We start from the raw sequence: 19101 nt of genomic DNA, 5'->3' as shown, positions 1-19101 counted from the left end.
GGTCCGCGCTATCTTGCGCCCTGTCTTACCACCAGCGCGCCGGTTTTGAAACGAAGCCGGCGGCACGTTCCAGCACATAGGCGTGATTCAGCAACTCGCCCTCGGCCCAGGGCTTGCCGATCAACTGCAGCCCCAGCGGCAGCCCCTGCGCGTCCAGCCCGGCCGGCACCGCGATGCCCGGCAGCCCGGCCAGGTTCACCGTGACCGTGAAGACGTCGTTGAGATACATCGCCACCGGATCTGCATCGGCCATTTCCCCCAGCCCGAAGGCCGAGGACGGCGTCGCCGGGGTCAGGATCGCGTCGATGCCATCGGCAAAGACGGTCTCGAAATCGCGCTTGATCAGGCTGCGCACCTTGCGGGCGCGGTTGTAATATGCGTCGTAGAATCCCGCGGAGAGCACATAGGTGCCGATCATCACCCGCCGCTTCACCTCGGCGCCGAAGCCTTCGGCGCGGGTCTTTTCATACATCTCGGTGATGCCGTCGCCCTCGGCCAGCCTGGCCCGGTGGCCATAGCGCACGCCGTCGTAGCGGGCGAGGTTCGACGAAGCCTCGGCCGGCGCGATGACGTAATAGGCCGGCAGCGCGTATTTGGTATGCGGCAGCGAGATGTCGCGGATCGTCGCACCGGCGTCGCGCAGCATCTCGGTGCCCTGTTTCCACAGGGTCTCGATCTCGTCCGGCATCCCGTCCATCCGGTATTCCCTGGGAATGCCGATGGTCGTGCCGCGGATATCACCGGTCAGCATCGCCTCGAAATCGGGTACCGGAATGTCGGCGCTGGTCGAATCCTTCGGGTCGTGGCCGGCCATGCCCTGCAGCAGGATCGCCGCGTCGCGCACCGTCCGGGTCATCGGCCCGGCCTGGTCCAGCGACGAGGCAAAGGCGATCACCCCCCAGCGGGAGCAGCGGCCATAGGTCGGCTTGACCCCGGTGATCCCGGTGAAGGCCGCTGGCTGCCGGATCGAGCCGCCGGTATCGGTGCCGGTGGCGCCGAGGCAGAGATCGGCCGCGACCGCACTGGCCGAACCGCCGGAAGAGCCGCCCGGGGTCAGCGCCGTATCGTCATTGCCGCGCCGCCAGGGGTTCACCGCATTGCCATAGGCCGAGGTCTCGTTCGACGAGCCCATGGCGAATTCGTCCATGTTCAGCTTGCCGAGCATGACCGCACCGCTGGCAAAGAGCTGCGCCGTGATGGTGCTTTCGTATTCCGGCCGGAACCCCTTCAGGATGTTCGAACCGGCCTGGCTGGCGACACCCTTGGTGCAGAACAGGTCCTTGATGCCCAGCGGGATCCCGCACAGCGCCGGGGCCTCGTCGTCGCCTTGCAGCCGGGCATCGGCGGCCTCGGCCTGGGCGCGGGCGATCTCGGGCGTGTGATGGACAAAGGCGTTCAGGGCGCTGGCGCCCTCGATCGCCGTCAGGCAGGCCTCGGTCAGCTCGACAGCGGTGATTTCCCTTGCGCGCAACTTGTCGCGGGCATCGGCGATGGTCAGGGTGTTGAGGCTCATTCGACCACCTTCGGCACGGCAAAGAAGCCCTCGCGGGCATCGGGGGCGTTCTTCAGAATGCTGGCCTGATAGCCGCCGTCCGTGACACCGTCCTTGCGCCGCTTGAGCCGCATCGGCGTGACGCTGGTCATCGGCTCGACATCGGTCACGTCGACCTCGTTCAACTGCTCGATGAAGCCCAGGATCGCGGTGAACCCCTGGGCCAGAGCGGGCAGTTCGTCCTCTTCAACCTTGATCCGGGCCAGCTTGGCCACGCGGCGGGCGGTGTCGGTGTCGATATCCATCAGGCGCTCCTTGCGACAGGGGCCCGTTTAGCGCCCCGCCGGGCCGGCTTCAAGCATGTGGCGGCGCCAGGTCTCGATCATCCATCCCAGCATCAGGCCGTTCAGCAGATGCCAGAGGAAATGGGTGCCCGTCGGCCAGTGCGGGCAGAGCGGCGCGTCGAGGCTGCGGAAGGTGATCGAGACAATCAGCATCGCCGCCCCCAGCCCCAGCCGCACCGCGGTCCGGGGCGCCCGCCGGACCAGCGCCAGCGCATAGGCGAGGATCAGCGCGGGCACCGGCGCATAGGCCGCCGAGGACCCGATCCCGGGGATCAGCCGGAACAGCGGCAGCGTCGCCGCCGCATAGGGCAGGAACAGGGCCGCCGCGACCAGGGCGAAGGCCGGGCGCAGGCCCAGGAAATCGCGGCTGGCGGCAAAGACATAGAGCAGGATGAAACCCAGAATCGGCGCCACGTCCGCCACCGCGGCCCAGCGGGTCGCCACGGAATGGAACAGCCCCGAGCCCAGACCGATCAGCGCCAGCACCGCTGCCAGCGCCTGGCCCGTCGGCATCCCCCGGCAGCGCCGCGCCATCACCAGCGCGGCCAGCAGGAAGGCGGCGTTGGTCAGCAGGTTCAACGGCTCCGCCCAGAGCCCCGGCCCCAGCCGCTCGCAATAGTCATCGACCTCTGTGGTCCAGTCCATGGGACTCTCCGTCAATCCTTGCTAGCATCGCCGCGAAGCAAAGGAGAGTCACATGAAGATCATCTGGTTGGGACATTCGAGCTTCCGGATCGAGATCGAGGATCAGGTGCTGCTGGTCGATCCCTGGCTGGCCGGCAACCCGCTGTTTCCGTCCGAACGCCGGGACGAGGCGATCCGGGGCGCCACCCATATCCTGATCACCCACGGGCATGGCGACCATGCCTCGGAAGCGGTCGAGCTTGCGACCGGGCTGGGGATCCCGGTGGCGGGCATCTACGACACGATCGACCATTGGCAGACCGCGCACGGGATCGAGGGGATCGGTTTCAACAAGGGCGGCACGATCAAGCTGGGAGAGGTGGCGGTCACCATGGTCAATGCCACCCACAGCTCCTCCCAGGCCAGCGATGCCGGGCCGATCTACATGGGCCACGAATCGGGCTACATGATCGCCGGCGAAGGCCATGTGATCTATCTCTCGGGCGATACCGACGTGATGGCCGACATGGGCGTCTTCAACGACCTGCACCGGCCCGACATCGGCATTCTCGCCGCGGGCGGCTATTTCACCATGGACATGAAACGGGCGGCCTATGCGGCGCGGACCTTCTTCGACTTCAAGACCGTGATCCCCTGCCACTACCGGACCTTCCCGATCCTCGAACAGGACGCCGGAGAACTGGCCGCGGCGTTGCCGGGTGTCGCGGTGATCGAACCGCAGGTGCTGGAACCGATCGAGATCTGACCTGCGCCCCCTCCGGGGCCCGGCGCGCATCTACGGGTTCCAAATACTCCCGCCGGAGGCTCCCGCCCTGCCCGTCCGCAGCCCCCGGCCCGGGGCCGTCGCCGGAGGGCAGGGCCCGACACGGTCCCGGCGACGGCCACGGGGTGGCCCGAACCGGGCCGTCCTGCCCTCACCGGCGCCCGGCGAAGAACCCCTTCAGCAGCGCCTCCGAGGCTTCGGCGCCGATCCCGTCGATCACTTCCGGGACATGATGGCATTGCGGATGGGTAAAGACCCGCGGCCCCTGCGCCACGCCGCCCGACTTCGGGTCGGCGGCGCCATAGACCAGCCGCGCGATCCGGGCCGCCGAGATCGCGGCCGCACACATCGGGCAGGGTTCCAGCGTCACATAGAGCACATGCCCAGGCAGCCGCTCGGACCCGGCGGCGGCGCAGGCGGCGCGGATCGCCAGAATCTCGGCATGGGCCGTCGGATCGGCCAGTTCGCGGGTCCGGTTCCCGGCCCGGGCCACCACCCTCCCGTCCGGAGCCAGCAGCACCGCGCCCACCGGCACCTCGCCGCGGGTCGCGGCGGCGCGGGCTTCGCTCAGGGCCAGGTCCATATGCGGTGTGAACATCCGCCCTTTCTCCCCGTCCCCGACCTGCCACGCAAGCGGCAATCCTTCGCGCCCGCCCGCGCAAGCGGCTTTCCTCGGCCCCCGGCTCGGGCTAGGACAGGCCATGACCGATCGCCCCGCCGACCCGCCCGAGGAAGACCCGAATGCGCCGCCGCCGACCCGTCCGGGAGAGCGGATCGCCAAGCATCTGGCCCGCGCCGGTGTCGCCAGCCGCCGCGAGGTGGAACGCATGGTGGCCGCGGGCCGGATCGCGGTGAACGGCGCGGTGATCACCTCGCCGGCGCTGAATGTCGGACCGAAGGACAGGATCACCGTCGACGGCCAGCCGGTGGCGGACCCCGAACCGCCGCGGCTCTGGCTCTATCACAAGCCCGCCGGGCTGGTGACGACGACCCGCGACGAGCTGGGCCGGGAGACGATCTACGACCGGATGCCCGAGGGCCTGCCCCGGGTGATGCCGGTCGGTCGGCTCGACCTGACCTCGGAAGGGCTGCTGCTGCTGACCAATGACGGCGGGGTGAAGCGCAGGCTGGAACTGCCGGCGACCGGCTGGCTGCGCAGGTATCGGGTCCGGGTCAAGGGCACGCCGGACGACGCGATGCTGGCACCGCTGCGCCGCGGGATCGAGATCGAGGGCGAGAAGTTCCAGCCGATGGAGGTCGGGCTGGACCGCCAGCAGGGTGCCAATGCCTGGCTGACCGTTGCGATTCGCGAGGGCCGCAACCGCGAGATCAGACGCGCCATGGAGGCGATCGGCCTGGTGGTGAACCGGCTGATCCGGATTTCCTACGGCCCGTTCCGGCTCGGCACGCTGAAACCCGGCGAGGTGGAAGAGGTGCGCCAGAAGGTGCTGCGCGAGCAACTGGGGCTGGAAAAGCCGGACACCGGCGCCGGCGGCGACGGGCGCCGCAAGGCCGCGGCCAAGCCGGGCGCCCGCCCGGGCCGGAAGGCGGGCCCGAAACCGGCTCCCAAGACCGCCGGAAGGGCCCCAGGCGACGGACCGAGGGGCAAGCCCGGCCGCGGCAAGCCGGGCGGCGGCAAGCCTGCTGCGGGCGGTGCCCGGCGGGGGCCCGCGCCGCGGCGCGGACCGCGCGACGGCTGAGGCGGGCACGATGACTGCTCCGCTGCAAGACAACCGGCGCCTGAATCTCTCGGCAGGGATGGCCTCGGTCGCCGTCGCCCTGGTGCTGATCCTGGCCAAGTTCTGGGCCTTCGCGGCGACCGGATCGCTGTCGGTGGCGGCCTCGCTGGCCGATTCGGGGCTCGACCTGATGGTCTCGGCCGCCGGGCTGGCGGCGATCATCTATGCCGCGAAGCCGGCCGATGAGGACCACGCCTTCGGCCACAACTCGGCCGAGGATCTGGCGGCCCTGGGTCAGGCGCTGTTCATCCTGGCCTCGGCGGCGGTGATCGCGGTGGCGGCGGCGCGGCGGCTGATCACCTCGCAGCCCGAGAAACTCGAGTCCGAAGCCGAGGGCATCGCCGTCATGGGGTTCTCGATCGTGCTGACGGTAGCCCTGGTGCTCTGGCAACGGCGGGTGGCGGCGCGGACCGGCAACAAGGTGGTGGCCGCCGATTCGCTGCACTACCTGGGAGACCTGATTCCCGGCATCGGCGCGATCCTGGCGCTGGTCGCCTCGGCCCGGTTCGGGCTGGCCAATGTCGACAGCGTCGTGGCCCTGGGCGCGGCGGCGCTGATGACGCTCGGCGCGGCACGGATCGGCAAGCGGGCCTGGGATGCGCTGATGGACCGCACCGCCGACCCGGAACTGGTCGCCAGCATCGGAAAGATCGCCAGCGACTGGCCCGGGGTGCATGGATTTCACGACCTGCGGACCCGGCAATCGGGCAGCCGGGTCTTCGTCAACCTGCATATCGAACTCGATGGCGAGCAGAGCCTGGACGCTGCGCACGAGATCGGCGCCGCGCTGCGCAGGGCGATCCTGCGGGCGCATCCACAGGCCGATGTGATCATTCACATGGACCCGGTGGGGGTCGTGCCGCACCCCGAGGACCCCAGCCGCTAGTAAGAATGCGGGCGGATGGCGCCGCAGAGGCCGGAATCGCGCCGGATCGGCGGAATTCGGTTGCCCTGAAGCCCCGTCCCGCCGCATATGCAGGCCGAACAGGTTCGGAGCGGGATCATGGCCCACAAGGTCTTCATCGATGGCGAGGTTGGCACGACGGGGTTGCAGATCCGCGACCGCCTGCTGAGCCGTGACGATATCGAGCTGATCCAGATCGACCCCGAACTGCGCAAGGACAAGGCCGCCAGGCTGGCGGCCCATGCCGAGGCCGAGGTCGCCATTCTCTGCCTCCCCGATGCCGCGGTGCACGAGATCGTGGCAGAGCTGACGGAACTGCCGACCCGGATCATCGACGCCTCGACCGCGCATCGGATCGACCCCGGCTGGACCTTCGGCTTTCCCGAAATGACCCCGGGCCAGGCCCGGGCGATCGCGGCGGCGAAATATGTCTCGAACCCCGGCTGCTGGTCGACCTGCGCCATCGCGTTGATCCGGCCGCTGGTCGAGGCCGGGCTGATCGACCCCGCCACCCCGCCCGCGATCAGCGGTGTCTCGGGCTATACCGGCGGCGGCAAGTCGATGATCGAGGAATACCGCTCGGGCGCCGTTGACGGCTCGTTCCTCTATGCCGCCGCGCAGGGCCATAAGCATCTGCCCGAAATCACCCGTCACGGGCTGCTGGACCGGGCGCCGGTCTTCGTGCCCTCGGTCGGCGCCTATGCGCAGGGCATGGCGGTGGCGGTGCAGCTCGATCTGGATGCGGACGGGCTGGCGGCGGCGGAAACGGCGCTGAAGGCCCGCTACGAAGGCTGCCCCTTTGTCGCTGTCGTCCCCGCCGAGACCGACTCGCCAAGGGTCTACCCGCAACGCCTGAACGGCACCAACCGGCTGGAGCTGTCGGTGCACGGCAATCCCGCGACCGGCGCGGCGGCGCTGGTGGCGGTGCTCGACAATCTCGGCAAGGGCGCCTCGGGCGCAGCTGTGCAGAACCTCAACCTGATGCTGGGCCTGGACCAGACCATCGGGCTGTGAGCCTGCCCTTCGGTCTCGACCCGGGACTGGCGGCGGTGCTGGGCGTGGCACTGTTCGTCGCGGCTTTCGTGCGGGGCTATTCCGGTTTCGGCTTCTCGGCGGTGTTCATCGCCTTCGCCGCCCTGCTGACCAATCCGCTGCCGCTGATCCCGGTGGTGTTCCTGTGCGAAATCCTGATGACCGCCGTGCAGGCGCGCGGCATCCGCGGCGCGGTGGACTGGCGCCGGGCCGGGCTGATGCTGATCGGCGCGGCCCTGGCGGTGCCGCTGTCGGTGCTGGCGCTGAGCCATGCCAGCCCCGAGACCGCGCGGCTGGTGGTCTCGGCCATCATCGGCTGCCTGAGCCTGGTACTGCTGATAGGCTGGCAGTTGCGCCGGCCGCTGGGCGCTGCCGGGCAGGTCTCGGTCGGCATCGCCTCGGGACTGGCCAACGGTGCCGGGGTCGGCGGGCTGCCGGTGGCGGCGCTGCTGGCGGCGCAGCCGATCCCGGCGGCAATGTTCCGGGCCACGCTGGTCGTCTATATCACCGGGCTCGACCTGATGACCCTGCCGATAATGGGGGTCGCGGGGCTGGTGAGCGGCCAGACCCTGCTGGCGGCGGCAATGGCGCTGCCGATCCTGACCGCGGGCATCCTGCTGGGCGGGCGCCATTTCCTCGCAGCCAGCCCGCAGGCTTTCCGCCGCAGCGCCGTCCTGCTGCTGCTGGTGCTAGCCGTGCTGGGCGTGACGCGGGCGCTGCTCAGCTAGACCCCGCGGCCGCGGTCAGGGCCGCCGCCACAGCAGGGTCAGCGCATAGACCACCGCCGCCGCGGCGACGATCGAGGGCCCTGCCGGGGAGTCGAGCCGCAGCGACAGGCCCAGCCCGCCCAACGTCGCCAGTATGCCGATCCCGACCGCGCCCAGCACCATCGCCTCGGGCGAGCGGGCCACCGCGCGCGCCGCTGCCGCCGGGATCAGCAGCAAGGCGCTGATCAGCAGCGCCCCGACCACCTTCAGCGCCACCGCCACGGTGACGGCCAGCGCCAGGATCAGGATCAGCCGCTCCCGCCCCGGGTTGATCCCGGCCGATTGCGCCAGATCCTCCGAGACCGTCGAGGTCAGCAGCCGCCCCCATCTCCATCCGATCAGCGCAACGACCAGCGCCGCACCGCTCCAGATCACCGCCAGATCGCCGCGCGTCACCGCCAGGATGTCACCGAAGAGCCAGGCCGAGAGGTCCAGCCGCGCATTCGGCACGAAGCTGACCGCGACAAGGCCGAGCGCCAGCGCGGCATGGGCCAGCACGCCCAGACCGACATCCATGCTCTGGCCCCGCGCCGCAAGCCATGTCACCGCCAGCGCCATCGCCAGCGCCACCACCAGCACCCCGACCGTCACCGGCAGCGAGGCGGCCAGCGCCAGCGCCACGCCGAGGATCGCCGCATGGGCGGTGGCATCACCGAAATAGGCCATCCGGCGCCAGACCACGAAGACGCCCAGCGGCCCCGCCGCCAGCGCCACGCCGATCCCGGCCAGGGCAGCGCGGATCAGGAAATCATCAAGCATTCGAGGCGGCTCCAACGGCGGTCAGGGAATGGGGACGTGGCAGTGGTGAAGACCCCCGCGTCTGGGGGGTAGGAAACGTGTGCATCGCCGGACCTCAGGTCTCGTGGTTGTGATGGTGGTCATGCCCGTCGCCGGAATCATGGCGGTGGTCATGCGCGTGACGGTAGAGCGCCAGCGCTCCGCCGGTGCCCTCGCCGAACAGGGCCCGATACTCGGGCGCTTCCGAGACATGGTTGGGCGAGCCCTGACAGCAGATATGGTGGTTCAGGCAGATCACCCGGTCCGAGGCGCTCATCACCACATGCAGGTCATGGCTCACCATCAGCACCGCGCAGCCGGTTTCATCGCGGACCTCTTCGATCAGCCGGTAGAAACTGGCGGCGCCCGGCTGGTCGAGCCCCTGCGTCGGCTCGTCGAGGATCAGGATATCCGGCCCGGCCAGCAAGGCCCGCGCCAGCAGCACCCGCTGCAGCTGGCCACCCGAGAGCCGGGCGATGGGCCGATCCTCGAGCCCCGCCGCCCCGGTACGGGTCAGGGCGCCCGAGACCTCGGCAGCATCGCGCCGCCGCGGCAGCGACAGGAAGCGCCCCACGGTCAGCGGCATCGTGGCGTCGATGCCGAGCCTCTGCGGCACATAGCCGATCCGCAGCCCCGGACGCCGGATCACCTGTCCCGAAGCCAATGGCACCGCGCCCAGCAGCGCCTTGATCAGCGTCGATTTGCCCGAGCCGTTGGGGCCGACCACGGTAACGATCTCGCCGCCGCGGATCGTCAGCGAAATCCCGTCCAGCGCCAGTCCATGGGCATAGCGCACGCTCAGATCCCGGGCCTCGATCAGCGGCGGGGTCTCGGCGGGCGCCCTGGCGACAGGCGCCTGTCTGGCCACGGCCCCGCTCATGCCGCGGCGCAGGCGGGGCATTGCCCGACCGCCTCGACATTGGCGCGCGCCACGGTGAAACCGGCCCGGGCCGCCACATCCTCCAGCGCCTCGCGAACCTTGGGCGCCGGGGTTTCCGCCACCGCCTTGCAGGTCTCGCAGATCAGGAACAGCGGCGCGTGAACCTCGCCGGGATGAGAGCAGGCGGCAAAGGCGTTCAGCCGCCTGATCCGATGCGCCAGCCCCATCTCGACCAGGAAATCCAGCGCCCGATAGGCCACCGGAGGCTGCCGCGCGGCGCCGTCCTCGGTCAGCCGGTCCAGCACCTCGTAGGCCCCGAAGGCACGGTGCTCGGACAGCAGGATCTCCAGTGCCCGCCGCCGCACCGGGGTCAGCCGGCCCCCCGCCGCGTCGACGATGGCCTCGGCGCGGGCCAGCGCGTCGCCACGGCAGTTGCCATGATCATGCTCGGAAAAGGCGGGCACGGGCTGGGCCGGATCGACAGATTTGGGATGGGGCATTGCGGCCTCGGATTTGTTATCTTATAACATGTTATATTATAGCAATGCCGCTGAGACAACAAGGAGCAACCATGCGTTCTATTCCAACTCTGACGGCCGGCCTTCTGGCAACACTGCTGCCTGTGGCCAGTTGGGCCGAGGTGCCAAAGGTGGTGACCGATATCGGCCCCACGTCCGGGCTCGTGTCCGGGGTGATGGCGGGGCTGGGAACGCCGACCGTCCTGGTGCCGGCGGGCGCGGATCCGCACCACTTCCAGCTCCGCCCCAGCCAGGCCCGGGACCTGGCCAACGCGCAGGCGGTGATCTGGATCGGCCATGGCCTGACCCCCTGGCTGGAAAGGGTGATCGACACGACCGCGCCCGACGCCATGTCGGTGGAACTGGAGGACGCGGAAGGCATGACGCATCTAGCGCCGATGTTCGGCGGCGAGCATCACCATGACGACGAGGCCGAAGACGATCACGACGATCATGACCATGCCGAAGGCGACCATGACGAGGAAGAAGGCCATTCGCATGGCAGCATCGACCCGCATGTCTGGCTCTCCCCGGACAATGCCCGCGCCATGACCATCGAGATCGCCGCCAGGCTGTCCGAGCTCGACCCCGAGAACGCCGCCACCTATGCCGCCAATGCGGACAAGGTGATGGCCGAGTTGGACCAGGCCGAGGTGGAGGCCAGGGAGCTTCTGGCCGATCATCATGCGGCGCGGCTGGTGGTGTTCCATGATGCCTATACCTATTTCACCGACGCCTTCGACGTGAATGTCGTCGCCTCGCTGGCCGACAGCGAGGCCGCCAGCCCCGGCGCCGCCGGATTGCAGGCCCTGCGTCAGCAGATCACCGAGAGCGGCGCCGATTGCCTGTTCGCCGAAACCCAGCAACCCTCGGCGCTGGTCCAGTCGCTCTCCGACGATACCGGGGTACCGCTGGGCACACTCGACCCGCTGGCCGGCGGCACCACGCCCGGCGCGGTCTGGGTGGAACTGGCCAGGAGCATCGACAGCTGCCTGAGCTCTGACTGACACCCGATCCGCCCGTGCCGGGCAAACGGCGCGGGCGGGACGCTTTCCCGACCACTCTGCCCTTTCCCCTGAGGCAAGGCTTGCGCTATCACCGGCGGGCGCAACGGGCGGGGAGAACCATGCAGGCACGATTTCCAGACCTGAAGGACAGATCGGTCTTCATCACCGGAGGGGCCTCGGGCATCGGCGCCGCGATCACCAGGGGCTTCGCGGCCCAGGGTGCCAGGGTCGCCTTCTGCGATCTCAAGGACGGCCGCGAGCTCTGCGACCGGATCGAGGCCGAGCATGGCAATCGCCCCCTGTCGCTGCCCTGCAATGTCACCGAGACCGCCGCCCTGCATCAGGTGCTGGAACAGGCGGCCGGGGCGCATGGCCCGATCACCGTTCTGGTCAATCTGGCCGCCTATGACGAGCGCCACGACACGCTGGAGGTCACGCCCGACTACTGGCGCAAGATGATGGCGCGCAATCTCGACCATGTGTTCTTTGCCAGCCAGGCGGTGATCCCCGGCATGATCGCGGCGGGCGGTGGACGAATCGTCAATTTCTCATCGATCTCCTATGTGATGGGGATGGGCGACTACCCGGCCTACACGGCGTCGAAAGCCGGGATCACCGCCCTGACACGCGGCATGGCGCGGCAATTCGGCCCGGACAGCATACGGGTCAACGCGGTGCTGCCCGGCTGGGTCCTGACCGAGCGTCAGGTCGAGCTCTGGGCGACGCCCGAGACGCTGGAAGACTTTCTCAAGAAGCAATGCCTGAAGCGCCACATGGCCCCGGAGGACATGATCGACCCGGTCCTGTTCCTGGCCTCGGACGCCAGCGCCATGGTCACCGGGCAGGCGCTGGCCGTGGACGGCGGCGTGGTGGTTTCGGGATGAGGGCAGACAGGATGCGACCGGACTGGATCGGACTCGACTGGGGCACTTCGACCCTGCGTGCCTGGGCGATGGCAGCGGATGGCACGGTGCTGGCCGAGGCGCAATCCGGCGACGGCATGGGCGGCTTGGCGCCGGAAGCCTTCGAGACCGCGCTGCTGGCGCTGATCGATCCCTGGCTCGGTCCGCGCGACGGTGCGCCGGTGCCGGTCCTGGCCTGCGGCATGGTCGGCGCCCGGCAGGGCTGGACCGAGGCCGCCTATCGCGCCCTGCCCTGCACCCCGGTCGGCCCGCCGCTGACCCCCGCCCCCTGCCGCGACCCGCGCATCGCGGTGCGGATCGTGCCCGGTCTGTCGCAGACCAGGCCCGGCCCCGACGTGATGCGGGGCGAGGAAACCCAACTCGCGGGCCTCCTGCACCTGCGCCCCGGGTTCGACGGCGTGGCCTGCCTGCCCGGCACCCATACCAAATGGGCCGCGCTTTCGGCCGGCGAGGTGACCAGCTTCCAGACCGCGATGACGGGCGAGCTCTTCGCCCTGCTGTCGAAACAGAGCGTGCTGCGCCACTCCCTGGGCGCCGATCCGGCCGCCTTCGACGATGCCGCCTTCGACGAAGCCGTCTCCGACACCCTGTCGCGCCCGGAGAGCCTGGCCGCACGGCTCTTCGCGATCCGCGCCGCCGACCTGACACAGGGACAGTCCGCCGCCACCGCGCGGGGCCGGCTCTCGGGCCTGCTGATCGGCGCCGAACTGGCAGCCACCAAGCCCTGGTGGCTGGGCCGCGCGGTGGTGCTGGTCGGGGCACCGGCGCTCTCGGCGCTCTATGCCCGCGCGCTGGCGGTGCAGGGCATCACCGCCGAAACGCTCGACGCAACGCAACTGGTGCTGGCCGGTCTGACCGCCGCCCGCAACACGGAGACCACGACATGAGCCGACCCCTGATCGCCATCCTGCGCGGACTGACCCCGGACGAGGCCCTGCCGGTGGCCGAGGCACTGATCGAGGCCGGGATCACCCGGATCGAGGTGCCGCTGAACTCGCCCGACCCCTATGTCTCGATCTCGGCCATGGCCCGCGAATTCGGCGAGGTGGCGCAGATCGGCGCCGGCACGGTTCTGACGGTGGAAGAGGTCAACTGGGTGCACGATGCCGGCGGCCGGCTGGTCGTTTCGCCGAACTGCAACCCGGAAGTGATCCACGCCACCAAGGCGGCGCTGATGGCCAGCTTTCCCGGCGTGATGACCCCGACCGAATGCTTCGCCGCCCTGGCGGCCGGGGCCGACGGGCTGAAGGCCTTTCCGGCGATGCTGATGGGCACCGAGGGACTGAAGGCGATCCTGGCCGTGCTGCCGAAGGGCACGCCGGTCTATGCCGTCGGCGGCGTCGGCCCGGACAGCTTCGCCAGCTGGATCGCCGCCGGCGCGGCGGGCTTCGGCCTCGGCTCGTCGCTTTACAAACCCGGGCTTTCGGTGCCCGAGATCGCCACCCGCGCCCGCGCCACCGTGGCCGCCTATGACGAGGTATCGGCATGACCCCGACCCTGTTCGACGCCACACGATGCAGCCTGGGCGAAGGCCCGCTCTGGCACCCCGAGCGCGGCGAGCTGTTCTGGTTCGACATCAACAACCGGCAGATGCTGGTCCGGTCCGGCGGCCAGACCCGGACCCGCAGCTTCCCCGAGATCGTCACCGCCGCCGGCTGGGTCGATCGCGATACGCTGCTGGTCGCCTCGGAGACCGCCCTGTCGCGGGTCGATCTGAATGGCGGCGCCGAGGTTCTGGTGCCGCTGGAAGCGGATGACCCCCGGACCCGCTCGAACGACGGCCGCGCCGACCCGCAGGGCGGGTTCTGGATCGGCACCATGGGCAAGCAGGCCGAACCGGGACTGGGCGCGATCTGGCGCTATTACCGGGGCGAGTTGCGGCGGCTGGTCGAGGGGATCAGCATTCCCAATGCAATCTCCTTCCCGCCCGGCGGCCGGTCGGTCTGCTGGGCCTGCACCACGCAGCAGAAGGTCATGCGGCAGGCGCTGGACGCCGATGGCTGGCCGGTCGGCCAGCCCGAGGTCTTCATCGACATGACGGCCGAGGACCTGTCGCCCGATGGCGCCGTGTTCGACGCGGCGGGGCATTTCTGGAACGCGCAATGGGGCGCGTCGCGGGTCGCGGAATACGATCGGGACGGGAGCTTCCTGCGCGCCATCGATCTGCCGGCGGTGCAGACCACCTGCCCGGCCTTCGGCGGCCCCGATCTGCGCACGCTTTTCTGCACCTCGGCGGCGCAGGATGTCGCGCCGGAAACGCCCGCCGACGACGACCCGCAGGGCCAGACCTTCCAGGTCGAAGGTCTCGGTCCCGGCCAGCCGGAACACCGGGTCGTGCTGTGAAGACCTTCGGCACCCTGTCGGACGGGCGCACGGTCGAGGAGATCACCCTCTCCGACGGCAGCCTGACCGCCAGGGTGCTGACCCTCGGAGCGATCCTGCGCGATGTCCGGCTGGCGGGAGTGGCGTTTCCGCTGACTCTCGGCTCCGAGGACCTGGCCGCCTACGAGGGGCCGATGGCCTATCACGGCGCCATCGTCGGGCCGGTGGCGAACCGGATCGCCGGGGCCGCCCTGCCGGGTGGCGCAAGGCTCGTCGCCAACCAGGGCCCGAACACGCTGCACGGCGGACCGAAGGGAATGCATGGCCGGCTCTGGTCGGTCACGGACCGGGGCCGCGATTTCGTGACCCTGCGGCTCGACCTGCCCGACGGGGTCGAAGGCTGGCCCGGCCCGCAAAGCCATGAAGCCACCTATCGCATCGCCGGTCCGGGAGCGCTGGAACTGGTGCTGTGCTCGCGCACCGACTCGCCCTGCCCGGTCGGCCCGGCACAGCACGGCTACTGGCGGCTCGGCCCCGGCCCGGACCTCACGGGCCATCGCCTGACCATCCCCGCCGAGCGCTGGACCGAGGTCGACCGGGCGCTGATCCCGACCGGGGCCTGCCCGCGGGTGGAAGGCTCGGTCCACGATTTCCGCCGCGGCCGCGTCATCGGTCCCGAGGCCGGGACGCGGTATGATCACAACTACTGTCTCGCCGACTCCCGCCGCCCCCGCGCCTTCGCCGCGCGGCTGGAAGGACCGGTCGGGCTGACCATGACCCTGAGCACGACCGAACCGGGGCTTCAGGTCTATGACGCCGCCGGCGCCGACACCGCCCCCTTCGCCGGGCTGGACGGGCAGCCCTACGGCCCCTTCGCAGGGCTGGCGCTGGAACCCCAGTTCTGGCCCGATTTCCCGCATCAGCCGGAGTTCCCGCAGAACGTCCTGACCCCCGGCGCCGTGTCGCGCCAGGAAACCCGGTGGAGCTTCAGCCGCTGACGCCGGGCACGGATAGCCGCTGCCGGAGCCTCCGGCGGGAGTATTTCGGACCCGAAGACGGGCGCGGATCGGCTCAGCTTCCGGTCGCGGCGCGATACCAGGCGCGGATCTTGGCGCGCTCTTCCGGCTCGATATAGGAGACATTGGCCGGCGGCATCGCATGGGTGACCCCGGCCTGCAGGTAGATCAGCCGGGCCTGCCGGGCGATATCCGCCTCGGTATCCAGCCGCACCCCTTTCGGGGCCCAGAGAATCCCGTCCCAGAACGGTTCGGCGGCATGGCACATCGAACAGCGCCCCAGCACGATGTCATGCACCTCCGAGAACCCCTCGGCACTGGCAAAGCGCTGCTCGGCCGGGGTCATCGCCGTCTCTTCCTCCGCCGGTTCGTCGATGCCGATCGACGACAGCCAGGCGATGATGATGAACAGGATCGCCGTTGCCGCCCAGGTCCAGTGCGGATTGCCCTTGCGCGCGTGATGGGTGTTGAACCAGTGCCGGATCGTCACCCCCATCAGGAAGACCAGAGACGCGATCAGCCAGTTGTACTGGCTGGCGAAGGCCAGCGGAAAATGGGTCGAGAGCATCAGGAAGATGACCGGCAGCGTCAGGTAGTTGTTGTGGGTCGAGCGCTGCTTGGCGATCTTGCCGTATTTCGGATCGGGCTTGCGCCCCGCCTTCAGGTCGGCCACCACGATCCGCTGGTTCGGCATGATGACGAATAACACGTTCGCGGTCATGATCGAGGCGGTGAAGGCGCCCAGATGGATCAGCGCGGCGCGGCCCGAGAACACCTGCGTATAACCCCAGGCCATCGCCACCAGGATCACGTAGAGCCCCAGCATCAGCCGCGTGTCGGCCTGGCCGAAGCGGCTCTTGCAGATCAGGTCATAGGCGATCCAGCCGAAGCCCAGCGAAGCCAGCGAGATCAGCACCGCCTGCCAGACCTTCAGATCGAGCACCGCGGGATCGACCAGATAGAGATCGGCGCCCAGGTAGTAGACCAGGATCAGCATGGCAAAGCCACTCAGCCAGGTCGAATAGCTCTCCCATTTGAACCAGATCAGGTCGTCGGGCATGGCATCCGGCGCCACCAGGTATTTCTGCACATGGTAAAAACCGCCGCCATGCACCTGCCATTCCTCGCCATCGGCGCCGCTCGCCAGGTTGCGGTCGCGGTGCAGCCCGAGGTCCAGCGCGATGAAATAGAACGACGAGCCGATCCAGGCGATCGCGGTGATGACATGCGTCCAGCGCACCGCGAATTCCACCCAGGAGAGAAGAATAGCCCAGTCCATCGCTCAACTCCCTCGATAGGTCGAATAGCCGTAGGGCGAGAGCAGGAGCGGCACGTGGTAATGGCCCTTCTCCATACCGAAGCGGATCGGCACCTCGTCCAGAAACAGCGGGCCCGTGACCTGGCCGGTCGCGCGCAGATAGTCGCCGGCATGGAAGACAAGTTCGTAGCTGCCTGGCTTGAAACGGTTTTCCGGAAGGATGGCGCCATCGGTGCGACCGTCATCATTGGTGACCATCTCGGCCAGCCACTCACGGCCTCCGGTCTCGACCCGGGCCAGCGCGATGCGCAGCCCGCTGGCCGGACACCCTCGCGCGGTGTCCAGAACATGGGTCGTCAGATATCCGCTCATCGCATCCTCCATTCCTCAAGGCTTCTCCCAAAGCACCGGCCCGCGCAAGCCCCGCGACCTCTGGACAAGCCGGCCCCGCTGCCCCTACCAAGAGCGCGCAAGAAATTCGAGGCCCCGCATGAACGCTCCCCGCTACCCCCGCGACATGATCGGATATGGCCCGGACCGGCCCGACGCCCGCTGGCCCGGCGGCGCCAGGGTGGCGGTCTCGCTGGTGCTGAACTACGAGGAGGGCGGCGAGAATTCGGTGCTGCATGGCGATGCGGCCTCGGAAGCCTTCCTCTCCGACATCGCCGGCGCCGCGCCCTGGCCGGGACAGCGGCACTGGAACATGGAATCGATTTACGACTACGGCGCCCGGGCCGGATTCTGGCGCCTGCACCGGCTGTTCACCGGGCGCGACCTGCCGGTAACGATCTATGGCGTCGCCTCGGCCCTGGCCCGCTCGCCCGAGCAGGTGGCGGCGATGCAGTCGGCGGGCTGGGAGATCGCCAGCCACGGGTTGAAATGGGTCGAGCACAAGGACATGCCCGAGGCCGAGGAGCGCGCCGCCATCGCCGAGGCGATCCGCCTGCATGCCGAGGTGACGGGAGAGCGGCCGACCGGCTGGTACACCGGGCGCTGCTCGGCCAACACGGTCCGGCTCGTCGCCGAAGAGGGTGGGTTCGACTATGTCTCGGACACCTATGACGACGATCTGCCCTACTGGGCCCGGTTCGGCGACCGCGACCAGCTGGTGATCCCCTATACGCTGGAAGCCAACGACATGCGCTTTGCCACCGCGCCGGGCTATATCACCGGGCGGCAGTTCGGCGACTACCTGATCGACGCGCTCGAGGTGCTGCGCGCCGAGGGCGCCGAGGGGCGGGCGGCGATGATGTCGGTCGGCCTGCACTGCCGGCTGATCGGCCGGCCGGCCAGGATCGCCGGGCTGATCCGCTTTCTCGACCATGCCCAGGCCTGCGGCGACGTCTGGTTCGCGCGGCGGATCGAGATCGCCCGGCACTGGGCCGCCGAACATCCGCCGGTTGCACGAATCCGTCCTTCGACCCTGAAGAAGGTCGAGTTCGTCCGCAGCTACGGTGGCATTTTCGAACATTCCCCCTGGGTCGCCGAACGCGCCTGGGCGCTGGAGCTGGGCCCCGCGCATGACCGGGCGCAGGGGCTGTGGAACGCCATGGTGCGGGTCTTCCGCAGCGCCTCCGACCAGGAACGTCTGGGCGTTCTGACCGCGCATCCCGACCTGGCGGGGAAACTGGCGGCGGCCAGGAAACTGACCGCCGAAAGCACGTCGGAACAGGCTTCGGCCGGGCTCGACGTCCTGACCGACGAGGAACGCAGCCAGTTCACCGCGCTCAACACCGCCTATGTCGAGCGCTTCGGTTTTCCCTTCATCATCGCGGTGCGCGACCATGACAAGGCCGGCATCCTGGAAGCCTTCCGGCGGCGCCTGTCCCAGGACCCGGCCACCGAATTCAACGAAGCCTGCACCCAGGTCGAGCGGATCGCCTGGCACCGCCTGAAGGCCCTGCTGCCATGAACCGGTATTACTACCCCAAGGGCGGATTGCCCGACCAGTCGCAACGGCTCTATGCCCCGGCCCGGTTCACCACCGCCTATGCGGTGATCCCGGCAGCGGTGATGACCGATATCGTGACCTCGCAGCTTCCGGGCTGGGAGCGGACCCGGGCCTGGATCATCGCCCGGCCGCTCTCGGGCTTTGCCGAGACCTTCGCCCAGCTGATCGTCGAACTGGCGCCCGGCGGCGGCTCCAGCATGCCGGAACCCGATCCCGGCGCCGAAGGCGTGGTCTTCGTGGTCCACGGCACCCCGACCCTGAGCATCGGCGGCACGAGTCACCAGCTGGCCCCCGGGGGCTATGCCTTCCTGGCGCCGGGCGAGTCCTGGACGATCCGCAACGAGGGCGCCGAACCGGCCTGCTTCCACTGGATCCGCAAGCTCTGGGAACCGGCGCCGGGGCTGGAGCGGCCCGACAGTTTCGTCACCTCGGATGCCGAGGTGACGCCCGACCCGATGCCCGACACCGAAGGCCGCTGGGCCACCTCGCGCTTCGTCCCGAATGACGACCTGCGGCATGACATGCAGGTCAATATCGTCACCTTCCTGCCCGGCGGGGTGATCCCCTTTGCCGAGACCCATGTCATGGAACACGGGCTCTACGTGCTGCAGGGTCAGGGCGACTATCTGCTGAATACCGACCGGGTGACGGTCGGCCCCGGCGATTTCATGTGGCTGCGCGCCTTCTGCCCGCAGGCCTGCGAAGTGATCGGAGACCAGCCGTTCCGCTACCTGCTCTACAAGGACATCAACCGCCACCCGCG

General features: G+C 69.3%; 22 protein-coding genes. 13 read left to right on the top strand and 9 right to left on the bottom strand.

Features of this window, described 5'->3' with window-relative positions; genetic code table 11:
• Positions 1-25 precede the first annotated feature (25 nt).
• From gatA to NUW50_RS20575, 3 genes are read right to left on the bottom strand one after another with little or no spacing between them, the layout of a single operon-like run.
• Positions 26-1513, bottom strand: a complete 1488-nt coding sequence (gene gatA / locus NUW50_RS20585; RefSeq protein WP_258291069.1) for an Asp-tRNA(Asn)/Glu-tRNA(Gln) amidotransferase subunit GatA — start codon at positions 1511-1513, stop codon at positions 26-28.
• Positions 1510-1797, bottom strand: a complete 288-nt coding sequence (gene gatC, locus NUW50_RS20580) for an Asp-tRNA(Asn)/Glu-tRNA(Gln) amidotransferase subunit GatC (RefSeq protein WP_258291068.1) — start codon at positions 1795-1797, stop codon at positions 1510-1512. The genes gatA and gatC overlap by 4 nt, the downstream gene beginning before the upstream one ends.
• Before the next feature lie 27 nt (positions 1798-1824).
• The gene (locus tag NUW50_RS20575) at positions 1825-2481 is read right to left on the bottom strand and encodes a ceramidase (RefSeq protein ID WP_258291067.1); all 657 of its coding nucleotides are present in this window, start codon (positions 2479-2481) and stop codon (positions 1825-1827) included.
• A 52-nt stretch (positions 2482-2533) separates the two neighbouring features.
• On the opposite strand from NUW50_RS20575, the gene NUW50_RS20570 reads away from it, so the two are divergent.
• Entirely contained in the window at positions 2534-3226 is a 693-nt protein-coding gene (locus tag NUW50_RS20570) for a metal-dependent hydrolase (protein WP_258291066.1), read from the top strand.
• 169 nt (positions 3227-3395) lie between these two features.
• Here the strand turns inward: NUW50_RS20570 and NUW50_RS20565 are convergent, their stop codons facing one another.
• Positions 3396-3842: a nucleoside deaminase gene (locus tag NUW50_RS20565; protein WP_258291065.1), complete on the bottom strand. Its 447-nt coding sequence runs from the start codon at positions 3840-3842 to the stop codon at positions 3396-3398.
• 103 nt (positions 3843-3945) lie between these two features.
• On the opposite strand from NUW50_RS20565, the gene NUW50_RS20560 reads away from it, so the two are divergent.
• The 4 genes from NUW50_RS20560 (at position 3946) to NUW50_RS20545 (ending at position 7647) form a co-directional block, all read left to right on the top strand.
• A complete protein-coding gene (locus NUW50_RS20560) occupies positions 3946-4944 on the top strand; it encodes a pseudouridine synthase (protein WP_258291064.1) in 999 nt (332 codons plus the stop codon).
• A gap of 10 nt (positions 4945-4954) precedes the next feature.
• Complete coding sequence (locus NUW50_RS20555) at positions 4955-5869, top strand: cation diffusion facilitator family transporter (protein WP_258291063.1); 915 nt, start codon at positions 4955-4957, stop codon at positions 5867-5869.
• 117 nt (positions 5870-5986) lie between these two features.
• A complete protein-coding gene (argC, locus tag NUW50_RS20550) occupies positions 5987-6901 on the top strand; it encodes an N-acetyl-gamma-glutamyl-phosphate reductase (RefSeq protein ID WP_258291062.1) in 915 nt (304 codons plus the stop codon).
• Positions 6898-7647: a sulfite exporter TauE/SafE family protein gene (locus NUW50_RS20545; RefSeq protein ID WP_258291061.1), complete on the top strand. Its 750-nt coding sequence runs from the start codon at positions 6898-6900 to the stop codon at positions 7645-7647. The genes argC and NUW50_RS20545 overlap by 4 nt, the downstream gene beginning before the upstream one ends.
• A gap of 15 nt (positions 7648-7662) precedes the next feature.
• Here NUW50_RS20545 and NUW50_RS20540 read toward each other — a convergent pair whose 3' ends face one another.
• The 3 genes from NUW50_RS20540 to NUW50_RS20530 form a co-directional block, all read right to left on the bottom strand.
• Positions 7663-8445 (bottom strand): metal ABC transporter permease, encoded by a 783-nt coding sequence (locus NUW50_RS20540; protein ID WP_258291060.1) that lies wholly within the window; start codon positions 8443-8445, stop codon positions 7663-7665.
• A gap of 94 nt (positions 8446-8539) precedes the next feature.
• Positions 8540-9343 carry a metal ABC transporter ATP-binding protein gene (locus tag NUW50_RS20535; RefSeq protein WP_443135127.1) on the bottom strand — a complete coding sequence of 268 codons (804 nt, stop codon included), beginning with the start codon at positions 9341-9343 and terminating at the stop codon, positions 8540-8542.
• Positions 9340-9843, bottom strand: coding sequence for a Fur family transcriptional regulator (locus tag NUW50_RS20530; RefSeq protein ID WP_258291058.1), 504 nt, complete (start codon positions 9841-9843; stop codon positions 9340-9342). Before NUW50_RS20530 ends, NUW50_RS20535 begins: the two co-directional genes overlap by 4 nt.
• A gap of 71 nt (positions 9844-9914) precedes the next feature.
• Between NUW50_RS20530 and NUW50_RS20525 the strand changes: the two genes are divergently transcribed.
• The 6 genes from NUW50_RS20525 (at position 9915) to NUW50_RS20500 (ending at position 15111) form a co-directional block, all read left to right on the top strand.
• Positions 9915-10868, top strand: a complete 954-nt coding sequence (locus NUW50_RS20525) for a zinc ABC transporter substrate-binding protein (protein WP_258291057.1) — start codon at positions 9915-9917, stop codon at positions 10866-10868.
• 119 nt (positions 10869-10987) lie between these two features.
• Complete coding sequence (locus NUW50_RS20520) at positions 10988-11752, top strand: SDR family NAD(P)-dependent oxidoreductase (RefSeq protein WP_258291056.1); 765 nt, start codon at positions 10988-10990, stop codon at positions 11750-11752.
• Between the two features lie 11 nt (positions 11753-11763).
• Positions 11764-12678, top strand: a complete 915-nt coding sequence (locus NUW50_RS20515) for a 2-dehydro-3-deoxygalactonokinase (RefSeq protein ID WP_258291055.1) — start codon at positions 11764-11766, stop codon at positions 12676-12678.
• Positions 12675-13280: a 2-dehydro-3-deoxy-6-phosphogalactonate aldolase gene (locus NUW50_RS20510; RefSeq protein WP_258291054.1), complete on the top strand. Its 606-nt coding sequence runs from the start codon at positions 12675-12677 to the stop codon at positions 13278-13280. The genes NUW50_RS20515 and NUW50_RS20510 overlap by 4 nt, the downstream gene beginning before the upstream one ends.
• Positions 13277-14134: an SMP-30/gluconolactonase/LRE family protein gene (locus NUW50_RS20505; RefSeq protein ID WP_258291053.1), complete on the top strand. Its 858-nt coding sequence runs from the start codon at positions 13277-13279 to the stop codon at positions 14132-14134. Before NUW50_RS20510 ends, NUW50_RS20505 begins: the two co-directional genes overlap by 4 nt.
• On the top strand, positions 14131-15111 hold the full coding sequence (locus NUW50_RS20500) for an aldose epimerase family protein (RefSeq protein ID WP_258291052.1): 981 nt from the start codon (positions 14131-14133) through the stop codon (positions 15109-15111). The genes NUW50_RS20505 and NUW50_RS20500 overlap by 4 nt, the downstream gene beginning before the upstream one ends.
• 73 nt (positions 15112-15184) lie before the next feature.
• Here NUW50_RS20500 and NUW50_RS20495 read toward each other — a convergent pair whose 3' ends face one another.
• Entirely contained in the window at positions 15185-16408 is a 1224-nt protein-coding gene (locus tag NUW50_RS20495) for a urate hydroxylase PuuD (protein WP_258291051.1), read from the bottom strand.
• A gap of 3 nt (positions 16409-16411) precedes the next feature.
• Positions 16412-16759, bottom strand: a complete 348-nt coding sequence (uraH, locus tag NUW50_RS20490; RefSeq protein WP_258291050.1) for a hydroxyisourate hydrolase — start codon at positions 16757-16759, stop codon at positions 16412-16414.
• Positions 16760-16877: 118 nt separating this feature from the next.
• Here uraH and puuE point away from each other — a divergent pair, with 118 nt between their 5' ends.
• Together puuE and NUW50_RS20480 are read left to right on the top strand one after the other, a co-directional pair.
• On the top strand, positions 16878-18299 hold the full coding sequence (gene puuE / locus NUW50_RS20485) for an allantoinase PuuE (protein WP_258291049.1): 1422 nt from the start codon (positions 16878-16880) through the stop codon (positions 18297-18299).
• Positions 18296-19101 (top strand): bifunctional allantoicase/(S)-ureidoglycine aminohydrolase (locus NUW50_RS20480; RefSeq protein WP_258291048.1); only part of this gene is annotated, 806 nt, incomplete at its 3' end. The genes puuE and NUW50_RS20480, both read left to right, overlap by 4 nt.

The sequence above is a fragment of the Frigidibacter sp. ROC022 genome (assembly GCF_024723735.1).
Taxonomy (GTDB): domain Bacteria; phylum Pseudomonadota; class Alphaproteobacteria; order Rhodobacterales; family Rhodobacteraceae; genus SLM-1.
Note: the sequence above shows the minus strand (reverse complement) of the source record. Positions and strands in the feature narration are given on the sequence as shown.

Excerpts from the sequence above, each read along its gene's own strand:
- gatA (WP_258291069.1), bottom strand. The coding sequence starts at position 1,513 with ATGAGCCTCAACACCCTGACCATCGCCGATGCCCGCGACAAGTTGCGC.
- gatC (WP_258291068.1), bottom strand. The coding sequence starts at position 1,797 with ATGGATATCGACACCGACACCGCCCGCCGCGTGGCCAAGCTGGCCCGG.
- NUW50_RS20575 (WP_258291067.1), bottom strand. The coding sequence starts at position 2,481 with ATGGACTGGACCACAGAGGTCGATGACTATTGCGAGCGGCTGGGGCCG.
- NUW50_RS20570 (WP_258291066.1), top strand. The coding sequence starts at position 2,534 with ATGAAGATCATCTGGTTGGGACATTCGAGCTTCCGGATCGAGATCGAG.
- NUW50_RS20565 (WP_258291065.1), bottom strand. The coding sequence starts at position 3,842 with ATGTTCACACCGCATATGGACCTGGCCCTGAGCGAAGCCCGCGCCGCC.
- NUW50_RS20560 (WP_258291064.1), top strand. The coding sequence starts at position 3,946 with ATGACCGATCGCCCCGCCGACCCGCCCGAGGAAGACCCGAATGCGCCG.
- NUW50_RS20555 (WP_258291063.1), top strand. The coding sequence starts at position 4,955 with ATGACTGCTCCGCTGCAAGACAACCGGCGCCTGAATCTCTCGGCAGGG.
- argC (WP_258291062.1), top strand. The coding sequence starts at position 5,987 with ATGGCCCACAAGGTCTTCATCGATGGCGAGGTTGGCACGACGGGGTTG.
- NUW50_RS20540 (WP_258291060.1), bottom strand. The coding sequence starts at position 8,445 with ATGCTTGATGATTTCCTGATCCGCGCTGCCCTGGCCGGGATCGGCGTG.
- NUW50_RS20535 (WP_443135127.1), bottom strand. The coding sequence starts at position 9,343 with ATGAGCGGGGCCGTGGCCAGACAGGCGCCTGTCGCCAGGGCGCCCGCC.
- NUW50_RS20530 (WP_258291058.1), bottom strand. The coding sequence starts at position 9,843 with ATGCCCCATCCCAAATCTGTCGATCCGGCCCAGCCCGTGCCCGCCTTT.
- NUW50_RS20525 (WP_258291057.1), top strand. The coding sequence starts at position 9,915 with ATGCGTTCTATTCCAACTCTGACGGCCGGCCTTCTGGCAACACTGCTG.
- NUW50_RS20520 (WP_258291056.1), top strand. The coding sequence starts at position 10,988 with ATGCAGGCACGATTTCCAGACCTGAAGGACAGATCGGTCTTCATCACC.
- NUW50_RS20515 (WP_258291055.1), top strand. The coding sequence starts at position 11,764 with ATGCGACCGGACTGGATCGGACTCGACTGGGGCACTTCGACCCTGCGT.
- NUW50_RS20510 (WP_258291054.1), top strand. The coding sequence starts at position 12,675 with ATGAGCCGACCCCTGATCGCCATCCTGCGCGGACTGACCCCGGACGAG.
- NUW50_RS20505 (WP_258291053.1), top strand. The coding sequence starts at position 13,277 with ATGACCCCGACCCTGTTCGACGCCACACGATGCAGCCTGGGCGAAGGC.
- NUW50_RS20495 (WP_258291051.1), bottom strand. The coding sequence starts at position 16,408 with ATGGACTGGGCTATTCTTCTCTCCTGGGTGGAATTCGCGGTGCGCTGG.
- uraH (WP_258291050.1), bottom strand. The coding sequence starts at position 16,759 with ATGAGCGGATATCTGACGACCCATGTTCTGGACACCGCGCGAGGGTGT.
- puuE (WP_258291049.1), top strand. The coding sequence starts at position 16,878 with ATGAACGCTCCCCGCTACCCCCGCGACATGATCGGATATGGCCCGGAC.